Here is a 13,038-nt window from a genome sequence, read left to right on the forward strand (position 1 = left end):
GCCGCTGACGTGAAGGAGCAGGTTAGGGCACGGGATCACAATATCTCGACTTTATTTGCCGCCTACATCGGGTGCGGCATCAAGGCCTACATCTCTCGCTGGAGGATTGAAGCGGCAAAATGCTTGCTTCGGCAGTGTGATGCCTCAGTCACCGAGATAGCGTTGACCGTTGGCTATGCAAGCTTGTCCACCTTTACTCGGGCGTTTCATCGAGAGACCGGCATAACTCCTTCGACGTACCGGAAGTTATAGAAAAAATGAAAGGGAAAATGCAAAGTTCAGGAATGCTTGATGCACTATAATTAACGGTACGAGACAGTCAATCGAATTTAGAATAAAGGCGTATGCTATGTCAAACGGGATTAAGTCCTAAATTGTTTGCTGGGGCGAGGTAAATCAATGTCTTGGATTGTTTTATCTGCATCGGTGTTTTGCTATAGGGATTCATGTTAACTACACTGGGCAAGCAAGAATATTCTCCGATGTTGCACGCAATGAAGTCTGATTCACGACCCTCCACATAAACCGGAGAGACCAATGAAAATACTTGCCTTCCTGCTTGTCATCAGTCTGATGCCCATGCTAGACGACAGTGCAATACCCGAGGTCGGTGAGGGGTCGCTTGCCACGCCGTTCTCTGTAACGATCCGGACACTTGACATAGCCTCCAACGTTGAGCTCCAACCCTTGGCCATTGGGTTGACATTGTTTGAGGCTCCGACATCCCCGGTTGGTGAGGTAGTCCCTGGTGTGGAGACCAATACCTGCGATCCTGGCTCGTGGGTTGTCACATTATACAACCCGGAGCACTGGCGCTGCGACAGCGGCGGTGGTTGCTGTTGCCCGGAATTCGATTGCGATCCGGTCGTCGAGTAAGAGGCCCGGGCACGGGGTCATGGTCCGATGGCGCTTCACCCGAGGGCTCTTGGTCTCGACGGTTTTGTTCGTTAGGAAACCCAATGCCGGCATTATAAGTGCTTATGAAAAGGATGAAGCTCGACATCCTGTGTGTTCTGTGGCTGGGGGCGGTGTCGGTGTGCGGGGGCAACCGACCGATGCCGGCAGGCGATCCGTATGAGACGGGGCGGCTGGTTTCGCAGAACGGTCGCTACGTGCTGGAACGGACCGGCAGCACCGTCCTGGCGGAGAACCTGACGCTGGTGTCGATGATCACAGACGTGGTGATCTTGCCGGATGGCCGGTTCACGGTCGTCTGCGAGGGAGCAACCCCGCAGGTGATCGTCTATGACGTGGAAGGGCGACAGGAAGGCGTGCTGGGGTCGAAGGGACGCGGGCCGTATCAGTACGAGTCGGTACCCGGGGCGGCGGCGCACGATGGGAACGTGGTGGTGTTCGACGGCGGCGGGTTGAAATTCATCGAGTACAGCCTCACGGGCGAGCCGCTGCGAGAGATCACGGGGTTGACCGAGGGCATCGACCGCTTTTACTTCACCCCGGCAGGGCAGATCTTGATGTATCGCAAGGGAGCGGGAGACGGTGGCTACCTGGGCCTCTATGACCTCGAACGCAAGGTCTTCGTGCAGTCCTTTGGGACGCGGTCGGAGATCCACGAGATACTGATGATGTACGCATATTCCGGCGGCCTGGCCGTGCGGCGGGATACCGTCTTCTACGCGAGTCCGGCCGAGCCGGCCGTGCATTACGTGGACCTGCGGACGAGGGCGGAGGGCTCTTTCCCTATCCATGACGACGACTTCGCGGCGCCGGAGGTGGAGGACCGTACGCATTCGTTCGATGAGATAAGGAGCATCATGTTCAACTCGAGCCGGGTGCGCGGCGTCTTCGCGCTCGAGGACGTGGTGGTGGCGCAGTTCGAGCACGGGCGATGGGAGGATGGGCGTCGCACCGTGCTGCATGTACTCGAAGGCAACCGCCAGGCCGATGCCTTCCTGATCGACGGGGCGTTGCGCGAACGCCTTGGTGAAGCCGCCCGAACGGCCAAAAGCAACAGTCTTTACTTTATCTCGCAGGAGGAGGACGTCGAGAACGGCGACGTCGTGCGCGTGCTGGAGCGCTGGGAACTCAGGCGTTTGTGAACATAACGTCCTCCGAGGCGACAGGCCGACAGGTGCCGAATGATGCATTACTGGTACGTGATGAGACGGCGGTGCGGGCTGTTCTGGCGCTTATAATCAATGGTCGAGTAGTACAGGGAGTACGGCCTTTAGATGAGTTGGAAAAGCTTGTACTGGAGGCCATGCAATCGCGATGATGTGTGAGGGAAGAAGAGGGGTTGGAGAAGTTCGTCGGGGCGGCGTAGGCGGCAACGGATCTCGACCCGGGGGCGCGGCCGAGGGGCGACAACCTGTTTCGGCACGAGCCCGGGCTTTTTGCGGCACGGAGTTCACGATGGAACGGAGCTCTGACCGGCCTTCCTTCGTGCCTCGTGTACGCACCATGCCCCGGCAATGCCCTTGATGTTTCAGGTTTTCCGTCATATCGTTTCTCACTGCCCGGATCCTTCTTCCGGCCTCTGAAACACCGATGATGCGCGGACGAGCCGGAGAAACAATCGGGAAGGGCATGTGTCTTCAGGTTGCAATCGGGCGAAATCCTTTGACGCTTTGTTGCCTTACGTCTTTTGCTATATTCTTTCCGTCGAAACTCTTCTTTGTGCGCGCGCCGGCATCCGGTAGATTGAACCCATCATTGTATTGAATCCATCATTTGTGGCAGTACATGGAACGCATTTCAGCGACTGAGCCGGGCCGTGCGGGGCGGCGCGGGTTGCGGGGTTGGCACGTGGCGGCGGCGACGCTGGCGCTGTCGGTGACCGGTTTGCTGGGCTATGCCTTCTGGCCGGCGCTCACGGGTGCGGGGGAAGAGGGCGGACGGCCCGACATGGCCAGAGCCGCCGCGCCGCCGGTGACCGTCGAGGCGGTGGTGGCGCGGCCGGTGAACTTCGCGCTGCGGGCCGAGGCCACCGGGACGCTGGCGCCGTGGCGGCTCTCGCTCATCAGCGCCGAGGCGAGCGGGCGTGTGATGCGCCGCCTGGTGAAGGAGGGCGATTATGTGGAAGCCGGCGCGCTCCTGCTTCAACTCGACGACCGGGAGGCCCGGTTGCGCCTGGAGGAGGCGGAGGCGAGCCTGCTCCAGGCGCGGAGCGAGTACGCGGTTCGGCAGACCCGGGACGACGGCGTCCTTCCGCTCGACACGACGCGGCTGGCCGAGGCGCGCAAGGTGTGGGCGGCGGCGCAGACGGCCCGCGCCGAGGGCGCGATCTCGGACGAAGAGCTGGAGACGGCGCGCCGGCGCTATGAGGCGGCTCTGCTGCTGGGCGGGACGATGCGGGAGGCCGTGCGTCGCGTGGTGACGGGGCTGGCCGAGGCCGAACAGCGCGTGGCGCAGGCCCGCCTGCAACTGAGCCGCACCCGGGTCACAGCCCCGTTCGCGGGCCGCGTGGCCGACCTGAAGGTGGAGGTAGGGCAACACGTGTCCCCCGGTCAGGCGCTGCTCACGCTCCTCGACGACCGGCGCATGAAGGTGGAGGTGGACGTGCTCGAGTCGAATCTCGTGCACCTGCGCCGGGGGGCAACGGCGCTCGTGCGCCTGCCCTCGCTGGCCGACACGGTGGTCACGGGCACGATCCACACGATTAACCCCCGCGTCGATACGAAGACCGGCGCGGGGCGGGTGGCGGTGGCGGTGCGCAACCCGAGCGGCCGACTCCTGACCGGTCTCTTTGCCTACGTGGCGCTGGAGACCGGCCGCCTCCCCGGCCGCCTGGTCGTCCCTGCCGAGGCGGTGCTGATGCGGCAGGGACGTTCGCTGGTCTTCGTGGTCCGGAATGGACGGGCGCAGTGGCAATACGTGACCGTCGGCCCGCAGTCGGGAGACTACGTGGCGCTGGAGGACGGCGTCGCGGCGGGCGACACGGTGGCGGTGGCGGGCCATCACGCGCTGGCGCACGACGTGCCCGTGCGGGTGACCGCCGTCCGAACGGCCTATGGAGAAGAGCGGTTGCGGCCGTGAACGGGACGCCCGCTTTCGTCTCCGTGCCCCGGCGAATCGACGCTCAAACGTCTCCCGGCTCCGGCGTTCAACGCTTCAGCGAATCGACCATCGCACGGCCCTTTGTTTCACCGACCTGTGCAAGATGCGAAGCCTGATCAACTGGTGTCTGCATCGTCCCGTCGCTGTGACGGCGCTTGGCCTGATGGTGACGGGCCTGGCCGCGCTTGCCTACGTGCGGCTGCCGGTGGCGCTGTTGCCGGAGCTGCGCTACCCGGCGCTGGCGGTCTGGACGGCGTATCCCGACGTGCCGCCGGAGCGTGTGGAGCGCGCGGTGACCGAGCCGGTGGAGACGGCGGTGGCGGGGGCGGAGGGGCTCACGTCCGTCACGGGGCGCAGCCTGATGGGGGGGAGCCTGGTGGCGCTGCGCTTCGGATGGAACACCGATCTCGACGTGGCGCAGCTCAACGTTCGGGAGCAACTCGACCGGCTGGGCGATGCCTTGCCCGAGGAGGCCGAGCGCCCCGTCGTGCTTCGGGTCGACCCGAGCGAACGCCCGGTGATGTTGCTGGCGATGCGCGGGGGCGCGGTCACCGGCGCCGTGCATCGTGCGCGAGAGAACGAGGGAACGGACGCCGCGAGGGGTCAGGATCTGGTTTCGCTCAAACGGCTCGCGCGCGAGGTGGTGGCCCGCCGCCTCGAACAGCTCGGCGGAGTGGCCCGCGTGCGGGTGACGGGGGGCTTCGATCCCGAAGTGGAGGTCCGGCTCGACGCGGAACGTCTGGCCCGCTATCGCCTCACGGTCGGGCAGGTCGCGGGGGCGCTTCGGGCGGCCAACGTCACGTTGCCCGGGGGTCTGATCCGGCGCGGGCCGTTCCGTTATGCAGTGGAGGTGAGCGGCGCCTTCACCTCGCCGGACGACGTGCGGCTGACCATCGTGGGCTATGCCGGGAAAACGCCCTTGCGCCTGGCTGATGTGGCGACGGTGCGGGCCGGCGTAGCCGAGCGGCGGGGCCTGGTGCGCTTTCAGGGGGAGGAGGCGTTGCTCCTGCTGGTGGAACGCACCGCCGACGCCAACACGGTGGCCACGGCCGAACAGGTGCGGGAAGCGCTGCGCGTGCTCGAAGCCGAGACGCCCGGCGTCCGGCTCGACGTCGTGGTGGACGAGAGCCGCTTCATCCGGCAGGCCATCGACGGGGTGCGGATGGCCGTGATGCTGGGCGGCGCGCTGGCGCTGCTCGTGCTCCTGCTCTTCCTCCGGCGGATCCGGGTCCTGCTGGCGGTGGCCGTGACGGTCCCGCTCTCGCTGGCGCTGGCCCTGATCGGGTTCGAGTGGGCCGGGATCTCACTCAACCTGATCTCGCTGAGCGGGCTGGCGCTCGGGGTAGGGATGCTCGTCGACAACGCCATCGTCGTCACGGAGAACATCGCCCGGCTGCGTGAGCGGGGGCGCTCCGCGCTGGAGGCCGCTCGCGACGGCGCCGCCGAGGTGGCCGGGGCCGTCACGGCCAGCACGTTGACCACCATCGCCGTCTTCGGCCCGCTGGCGATGGTGGAAGGGTTGGCCGGTCGGCTCTTTCGGGATCAGGCCCTGGCCGTCGTTTTTGCCTTGCTGGCCTCGCTGCTGGTGGCGCTGACGGTGGCGCCGGTGCTGGCTCGTAGGGATCCGCGCGTCGGTGCGGCGCGGAGGGCCGGGGGAGGCCGGATCCTGGTCGTCTATGAGCGCATGCTCCGTTGGGCGCTCCACCGCCGGGGGTGGGTGTTGGCGGGGTGCGGTTTCTTGATGGCGGTGGCGGGCGCGCTGGCGTGGCATCTGCCGCGCCGGGTCACACCTCCGACGGCGCACGCGCGGCTGACCGTCCAACTGGCTGCGCCTCCCGGCGCCGATCTGCCGCAGGTGAGCCGGTGGGCCGCTGCTCTGGAGGCCGAGGCCCTTCGCATACCCGGCGTCACCCGCGTCCTGGCGGACCTCGGCGAGCGGGACGAGGCGCGTCTGGATCTGGACCCGCGCCCTGCGTACGAAGGCGTCCTCACCGTGGCGCTGGCCGACACGGCGCGGGCGGATCGGGTGCTGGCGCGCCTGGCGCGGGCGCCCGTCCCGTCCGCGCTGACCGTGGAGGTGCGGCCCGAAAGGAGCCGTCTCGAACAACTTCTGACGCCCGGCGAAGCCGAACTGTGGCTGGATATGCACGCCGACCGGCGGGCCGACGCCGAGGCGGCGGCCGGGATGGTGCTGGAGCGTTTGCGGCCAAGCCCGGCTCTGACCAACGTGCGGCGGGCCTATGCGCAGGAGGCGCCCGCCTATGCGCTGAGCTTCCGGCGGGATCGGATGGCGCGCTTTGGCTTGGAGGCGGGGCGCCTGGCCGAACTGCTGGCGGCGTCGGCGCGCGGGGTCGGCGCCACGGCGCTGCAACGGGTCAACGAAGACGTGCCCATCCGGCTGCGCCTGCCCGATCCCGGCTCGGTGAAAGACCTGCTTCGAACGGAAATCCCCACGGCGGAGGGGCTCAAGCCGCTGGCGCTCTTCGTCGAGGTGGCGCCGGTGTCTCTGCCGGTCTCGTTGCTCCGGGCCGATCAGGCTCCGGTGGTGCGCCTCCTGGCTGACGCCGCGCCGGGAGCCGATCTGGCGGAGGCGCGATCGGCGCTCGAAGCGGCCGTTTCCGAGGGGTTGCCTCCCGGCGTGCGGGCGACCCTCGGCGGAGCCACCGACGCCTTCCACGAAGGCTTGCTGGCGGCCGGGTGGAGCCTGCTCCTGAGCCTCTTCCTCGTCTACCTGATCCTCGCGGCTCAGTTCGAGAGCCTGATCCAGCCGCTGGTGATTCTCATGACCGTGCCGCTGGCGGCGGCGGGCGTCGTCCTGGCGCTGGCCGCCACCGGGCAGTCCGTCAACCTGATGAGTTTGACGGGGATGGTGGTGCTCGTGGGCATCGTCGTCAACGACGCCATCATCAAGGTCGATTTCATCAACCGCCGCCGCGCCGAAGGCATGGCGCTCGAGGCTGCCATCGAGGCCGCCGGGCGCGACCGCGTGCGCCCCATCCTGATGACCACGATCACGACGGTGCTGGGGCTGTTGCCGCTGGCGCTGGGGATCGGCCCCGGCGCCGCGTTGCAGCAGCCGCTGGCGCTGACCGTTATCGGCGGGCTGGTGAGCGCCACCTTGCTGACGCTCATCGTCGTGCCCGTGCTCTACACCTTCACCGCCCGCTTCTCACGCCTGCGACGACCATGACCTCTCGCCCCCCTTCCCGGAAGCGCGTGTGGACCGGCTGGCTGAATCGGCCCGTGGCCGTGTTGTCCTGGGCGTCGGCGCTGTTGGTGGCCGGCCTGTGGGTGGGAACGCGGGTTCCGGTGGAATGGGCGCCGCGTGTGGAATTGCCGGAGGTGCGCATCACGGCGGCGTGGCCGGGGGCGCCGCCCCGTCAGGTGGAGCAGTACGTGACGGCTCCCATCGAACGGGCCGTACAGCGGACGGCGGGCACGGCCCACGTGGAGAGCCTGTCGGAAGAGGGGCGGGCGACGGTTCTGCTTCAGGTGGCGCGCGGGACCTCGATCGGCGCTTACGTGACGCAGGTGCGCGAGGAACTGGGACGGCTCCGCGCCGTGCTGCCGGATCGGGTGCGCCCCCGTCTGACGCGCTCCGTCCCGGAACAGCTGCGCGACCAGCAGGGGTTCATGACGTTGCAACTGGTGGGGCCGCTGGCGCCCGAGGCGCTCCGGAAGCTGGCCGACGAGACGGTGGCCGCGCGCCTGCGCAGCCTGCCGGGCATGGCCGAGGTGCGGGCCGAAGGCGGGCGCCGACAGGAGCTTCGCGTCGTGCTCGACCCGGCCCGCCTGGCGGCCTACGGCCTCGCCCCGGCGGACGTCGGCCCGCGTCTGATCGAGGCGATGCGGGCGCGTAGCTACGGCAGCCTGCGCACGGGACGCAGCGCCACGTTGCTCTTCACCCCGCCGCTCACCGATGTCGAGCGGATCCGGAGGTTGCCGCTGGTGCGGCGCGCCCCCGATGCGGCCCTCGTCCGGCTCTCCGACGTGGCCGAGGTCTCCGTGGCGCCGGCCCCGGCGCGCTCGATCAGCCGGGTGGACGGGCAGCCCGTCGTCACGCTCACGCTCGACCGCAAGCCCGGCAGCCACCTGCTCGCGGTCGCCGACGCGGTGCAGCGGGAGCTCGAGCGCCTGCGGGAACACCTGCCGGATCAGGTGCGCCTGCTCGTGGCGCTGGATCGGAGCGAAGACGTGCGCAAGGAACTGCGCGACCTGGCGGTGCGCGGAGGGCTGGGCTTCGCGTTGCTGATCCTGGTGCTGCTGGCGCTCCTGCAAAGCGTCCGGGCCTGCCTGGCCGTGCTCTTCAGCGTAGCGGTGTCCCTGGCGGCGGCGCTGCTGCTGTTCCGCCCCTTCGGGCTGACGCTCAACCTGATCACGCTGGCGGGGATGGCGCTGGTGGCCGGGTTGCTGGTTGATAACGGCGTGGTGGTGGTCGAGCAACTCATGGCGCAGCGTCGGCGGCTGCGCTCCCTGACGGGGGCGGCCCTCGATGCCGTCGCCACGGGCGAGGCCCTCCGCATGGTCTGGCTGCCCCTGCTCGGCGGCACCCTCACCACAATGGTAGTGGCCCTGCCGCTGGTCTACCTGAGCGGAGAACTGCGGGTGCTCTTCCTTCCCTTCGGCATCCTGATGGCGCTGACGCTCGGCGCTTCACTGGCGGGGGCGGCCCTCGTCGTGCCGGTGCTCGGGCGTTTCCTGCCGCCTCCCCCGCCCCGCTCCCCCCGGCGGTGGGGGCGACGCCTCACAGCGCTGCCCTATCGCCTCGCGGCGCGCTTCCCTCGCCTGACCCTGACGGCGCTCGTGCTGGCGCTGGGGGCGCCGCTGTGGACCTTGCCCGTGCGCATTGCCCCGGACGAAGCGCGGCCCGCCCCGCTCGAACGCCTCGCGAGCCTGTACAACGCGACGCTGGGACACGACCGCGCACAGGACGCCCGCCGTCTCCTCGAAACGGCCCTGGGCGGCGTCAGTCGCCCCTTCTTCAAGAAGACGACCTTCGGACGACGGTGGAACTTCGGGGCGGCGCCCGAGGCGAGGGTGGGCATCACCTTTCCCCCCGGCACCCCCATCGGACGCGCCGACACACTCTTGCAGCGCTTCGAAGCCGCCGCGCTGACCTCCCCCTCCGTGGCCCGGACGGTGGCGCAGGTGACCGAACGCAGTGCGATGCTGCGGGTGCGCTTCACCGAGGCGAGCCTGCGCACTGCCGAGCCGTACCTCGTGCGCGAGCGGCTCATCGGACAGGCGGTGCACATTGCCGGCATGCCGTCGCTCTACGTCTCCGGTCTCCTTCCCGAGGGATACTACAGCGGCAGCGGCGCCGGCGTCTCCGGCTTTCGCATCGAAGCGTACGGGCCCGAATACGAAGGGCTCGAAGCGCTCTGCCAACGGCTGGCCCGGCGGCTCCGCAGCGCCAGCCGGCGCGTCGTTGGGGTCAACTGCGACGTGGACCGCTACGGCCGACCCGACGCCCGTGAAGTGCTCCGGTTCGACTGGACCGCCGAGGCGCAGCAGCGCACCGGGCTGCCCGCCGGGGCTGTGGCGGCGGCGCTGAGGCCGGTCTTCGCCACCCGCTTCCCCCGCTTCTTCGCCCCCGTCGAGGACGAACCCTACCTGCCCGTCCGCATCGAAGTGGCCGGCGCCGGGCAGATCGACGTGACGCGTCTGGCCGCCCGCCCCTTCCCCCTGGCCGACAGCGTGGTGGTGGAGTTGGCCGCGCTCGCGCCCCTGCGCACGGTGAAGACCCCCTCTGCCGTCGAGCGCATCGACCAGCAGTACCGGCGCTACGTGAGCGTCGACTTTCGCGGGCCGTATCGCATGGGCGACCGCCTCATCAAGGGCGTGGTGACGGCCATGCCGCTGCCGCCCGGTTACCGGCTGAAGTACCCCACCTTTGCCTTCTTCGGCGAGGAAGCGCTCAAACGCTCGGTGTCGTGGGTCCTGCCGCTCACCATCGCGCTCGTGTTCCTGATCGCCGCCGTGGTCTTCGAGTCGTGGCGGCTGCCGCTGATCATGCTGCTGAGCCTGCCGGCGGCCGGCATCGGCGTGGCCGTGGGCTTTCTGTGGAGCGGGGCGAACTTCGCCGAGGGCGCCTTCATCGGGCTGGTGCTGCTGGCCGGCATCGCCGTCAACGACAGCCTCCTGCTCCTCGACCGCTTCCGCCGGCTTCGCGCCCGTCGCCCCCACGGCCGGGCCGACTACCTCATCCGCCTGGCCGTGCGCGACCGCCTCCGCCCGATGTGGACCACCACGCTCTCGTCCGTCGTGGCCCTGCTGCCGCTGCTCGTCTTCCCCGACGAAGCCGGCTTCTGGCAGGGCATGGCCGTGACGGTGACGGGCGGCCTGCTCTCGGCCACGCTCCTCATGCCCCCCGCCACCGTAGCCCTGCTGAGCCGCTCGAAACGACCCCGGGCTTCCGGTTTCCCCGAACGTCATGGGATTGAAGACGGCGACGAGCGGGAGATCGCGCTTCGGAACAAGGCGTGAGGCGTGCGCGCGTTTGTGCGTTCAGACGTATGGTCGCTCACTCGACCCTTACGGGCAGTTCCACGAAGCCGGTCTCCGTCTCGATGCGGGCGAGGAACGTCGTCGTCGTGTCCGGGAGGTTGCCCGCGAACACGGTCATGAAGTCCGAGTCTCCGGCGGATACGGCTCCGGCATCAGGCTCGAAAAAGAGGCACGCTTCGTTGTTGCACAGGTCGTCGTTCGAGACGGTCCACGCGAGCGAGCCGGTCCCTTTGTTGAAAATCTCCATCGTGCCGGAATACCGGTTCTCACGGCTGAGGGTGAGCATCTCCGGGCACACTTCGAGGATCGGGGCGACGGCCGTCACGGAGATGGACACGCTGAAGCCGTCCGCGGTGATCTCGGCGAGCGTCTCGCCCCGATAGAGCGTTGCGCCGTTATTGCTGAAGATTTCGACGAGGAAGTTCACCGCGCCGATCTCTACGGTCACGTCGAACGTCTCGGTCGAAGCGTCGGGGTCGAGCGCGCGGCTGAGGATGACCTCGCGCCCGCTCTCCATGGTGACGAACAGGTCGATCTCGTCGAGCGTGGAAAGGCAAGGCGCACGGGGGTGGAGGGCTTCGGCGTGGAGGCTCCCGGCATCAAAGACGATGCGGCTCCGGGCCGTCGCCTCGAACGCCGTGGGCGCCCGGGCGTCGCAGCCGAGGAGCAAGCCTGCCAGCAGGCCGGGGAGAAGGAGGGATCGTGTCATGAGGGGCCTCCGCGTCAGTCGGGAAGGGGGATGAAGACGAGGCCGTCGGCGGTGTCCGGACCGCCCCCGTTGCCGCCGGAAAAGAGCAGGACGGCCCCGCCGATGACGACGGCCGCCGCCGGAAGGAAGAAGGAGGGTTTTTGCCAGAACGGCTTCGGCGACAGGTATTGCCGGTGGAAGTCTGCGAGTCGCCGCCATGCTTCGAGCGAAGAAGCGCCGATGGCCAGCGGCTGCGGGGGTTGCCCCGCGCGCAAGCGCCAGAGCTCATTGTCGCCCACGCCGAGGTCGGGGTAGTCGGGGAAGCGCACGTGACCCTCTTTGAGGTAGAGCAGTCCCCGCGTCGTATCCGCGCCCACCACCACGAGCGCCTCGGTCCCGTCGACGTGCGCGATGGTGCCGCCGGCGCGCACGCTCACGCCGCCGCCGAGCTGTTGGAAGAAGAGCTGGCCTTTTCGAAGCACGAACTCCAGCCCTTTGAGGCGGCGCGGGTCGGGGCCGATCTCGTAGAGGCCTTCCCGCGAAAGCGTGTCCGTCACGACGGCGTCGATGCCGCCGAGCTCGGAGGCGAAGCTGTAGCGCCCCCGCGTGCCGAAGCCGTCGACGTACAGGCCCAGGAGCAGGCCGGACTCCAGCTTCAGGAGGTCCTGGAGCCGCAACGGGTCTCCCTCACTCGCAAAGAAGAGGTTGCCCTGCGAGGAGATGACGGCGCGGCGCGTGGATTGAACCTTCCGGTTGTCTTCATACATCCGCCGAATGTCGCCGACCGGCTGTTGCGCAAAGGCGGTCGCCAGGGGCAGCATCAGCATCCCGAGGCACAGCAGCTTGTGGAGAGATGTTTTCATGATTTTCAGGCCTCATATGCTCCCGATAATAAAAGGGATGAGGTGGGCGGGAGACAGGGTCTTTGGGATCGTTTGGATAGGTTGATTGACCCATCGAAGAAAGCCGCGGATCTCATTCACCCCGGGGGGCGCTCGGCGGGAGTCGAAGTACGGGAATCATGCCGTGATAGCGGAGCGTGCGCACGTCGGTGCGGGAGAGAGACCATATCTTTCGCTCGGAAGGAGCATAGACGAAATAGGTGTCGCCGGTCTCTCGTAAAAGGGCGAGGCGGGTGTCCGCCGGGCGCGCTTCGAGGGGGAGTTCGCCGTAGGTCAGGGAGACCTCGGGGAACTGGTTGGAGGAGAGCAGGATGCCATAGTTGACCGGCAAAAGAGTGACCTGTGTGATCAGGAGCATCATCCCGGCGGCCAGCCACACGAGCTGCCACGGATGCGGCTCCTCGGGCGTCCGGGCGCGGTAGCCGGTGAGCACCCGGTGAAGCCACCACGCCGTCAGCATCGTGAGGAGGAACAGCCAGCCGAGGTACTGCGACGCCCGGATGGTCTCCCCGTCCCGGATCCACCGCGTGAGCGTGTCGGTGCCGACGAGCGAGAGGGCCGTGTGGGGAATCTCCGAGACGGCTCCGGGGGCGGCGAAGAGCAGGTTGTGGACCTCCAGCGCTTGTGTGAGCTGATAGGCCCCGAGGAATTGCACGACGAGAAATGCGGCGAGCCATCCGGGATGCTGCCAGACGTTTCGGAAAAGGGCGGCTCCGCGCTTTCGAAGCGCCGCGACGCCCGCGTCGAGCCGAGAGGGAGCGTCCGCGCTCCGGCTTCGCGCCCGGCGGCGAAGGAGGTAGCCGCCCGCCCACGCCGCGAAGAGCCCCGCACTGACGAAGGGATGCTCCACGAGGAAGTCGATGCCTCGCACGAGGGTCTCCAGGCCGAGGGAGAGGAAGGCGATGCCGAGGAAGATCGGCAGGTAGG

Annotated in this window: 9 protein-coding genes; 6 read left to right on the top strand and 3 right to left on the bottom strand. The window is 67.9% G+C overall.

From position 1 onward, the window contains the following. The 6 genes from AC1HIY_RS02870 to AC1HIY_RS02895 all read left to right on the top strand — a co-directional run. On the top strand, positions 1 to 252 hold a 252-nt coding region (locus AC1HIY_RS02870), incomplete at its 5' end, for a helix-turn-helix transcriptional regulator (RefSeq protein ID WP_479575198.1). Between the two features lie 285 nt (positions 253 to 537). After that, the gene (locus AC1HIY_RS02875) at positions 538 to 876 is read left to right on the top strand and encodes a hypothetical protein (RefSeq protein ID WP_479575199.1); all 339 of its coding nucleotides are present in this window, start codon (positions 538 to 540) and stop codon (positions 874 to 876) included. Between the two features lie 113 nt (positions 877 to 989). Further along, positions 990 to 2,057, top strand: a complete 1,068-nt coding sequence (locus AC1HIY_RS02880; RefSeq protein ID WP_479575200.1) for a hypothetical protein — start codon at positions 990 to 992, stop codon at positions 2,055 to 2,057. A gap of 643 nt (positions 2,058 to 2,700) precedes the next feature. After that, positions 2,701 to 3,993 (top strand): efflux RND transporter periplasmic adaptor subunit, encoded by a 1,293-nt coding sequence (locus tag AC1HIY_RS02885; protein ID WP_479575201.1) that lies wholly within the window; start codon positions 2,701 to 2,703, stop codon positions 3,991 to 3,993. Between the two features lie 124 nt (positions 3,994 to 4,117). Further along, complete coding sequence (locus tag AC1HIY_RS02890; protein WP_479575202.1) at positions 4,118 to 7,204, top strand: efflux RND transporter permease subunit; 3,087 nt, start codon at positions 4,118 to 4,120, stop codon at positions 7,202 to 7,204. Next, entirely contained in the window at positions 7,201 to 10,500 is a 3,300-nt protein-coding gene (locus AC1HIY_RS02895; RefSeq protein ID WP_479575203.1) for an efflux RND transporter permease subunit, read from the top strand. Before AC1HIY_RS02890 ends, AC1HIY_RS02895 begins: the two co-directional genes overlap by 4 nt. A 37-nt stretch (positions 10,501 to 10,537) precedes the next feature. Here AC1HIY_RS02895 and AC1HIY_RS02900 read toward each other — a convergent pair whose 3' ends face one another. From AC1HIY_RS02900 to AC1HIY_RS02910, 3 genes are all read right to left on the bottom strand, one after another. Continuing rightward, positions 10,538 to 11,230 (bottom strand): hypothetical protein, encoded by a 693-nt coding sequence (locus AC1HIY_RS02900; protein WP_479575204.1) that lies wholly within the window; start codon positions 11,228 to 11,230, stop codon positions 10,538 to 10,540. 14 nt (positions 11,231 to 11,244) lie between these two features. Continuing rightward, on the bottom strand, positions 11,245 to 12,072 hold the full coding sequence (locus AC1HIY_RS02905; RefSeq protein WP_479575205.1) for a hypothetical protein: 828 nt from the start codon (positions 12,070 to 12,072) through the stop codon (positions 11,245 to 11,247). A 112-nt stretch (positions 12,073 to 12,184) separates the two neighbouring features. Continuing rightward, a partial coding sequence (locus AC1HIY_RS02910; protein ID WP_479575206.1) for a hypothetical protein occupies positions 12,185 to 13,038 on the bottom strand: 854 nt, incomplete at its 5' end.

The organism is Rhodocaloribacter sp. (assembly GCF_056451265.1).

What these genes read in the sequence shown, in the direction of transcription:
- AC1HIY_RS02900 (WP_479575204.1), bottom strand. Translation starts at nt 11,230, where the DNA reads ATGACACGATCCCTCCTTCTCCCCGGCCTGCTGGCAGGCTTGCTCCTC.
- AC1HIY_RS02880 (WP_479575200.1), top strand. Translation starts at nt 990, where the DNA reads ATGAAGCTCGACATCCTGTGTGTTCTGTGGCTGGGGGCGGTGTCGGTG.
- AC1HIY_RS02905 (WP_479575205.1), bottom strand. Translation starts at nt 12,072, where the DNA reads ATGAAAACATCTCTCCACAAGCTGCTGTGCCTCGGGATGCTGATGCTG.
- AC1HIY_RS02890 (WP_479575202.1), top strand. Translation starts at nt 4,118, where the DNA reads ATGCGAAGCCTGATCAACTGGTGTCTGCATCGTCCCGTCGCTGTGACG.
- AC1HIY_RS02875 (WP_479575199.1), top strand. Translation starts at nt 538, where the DNA reads ATGAAAATACTTGCCTTCCTGCTTGTCATCAGTCTGATGCCCATGCTA.
- AC1HIY_RS02885 (WP_479575201.1), top strand. Translation starts at nt 2,701, where the DNA reads ATGGAACGCATTTCAGCGACTGAGCCGGGCCGTGCGGGGCGGCGCGGG.
- AC1HIY_RS02895 (WP_479575203.1), top strand. Translation starts at nt 7,201, where the DNA reads ATGACCTCTCGCCCCCCTTCCCGGAAGCGCGTGTGGACCGGCTGGCTG.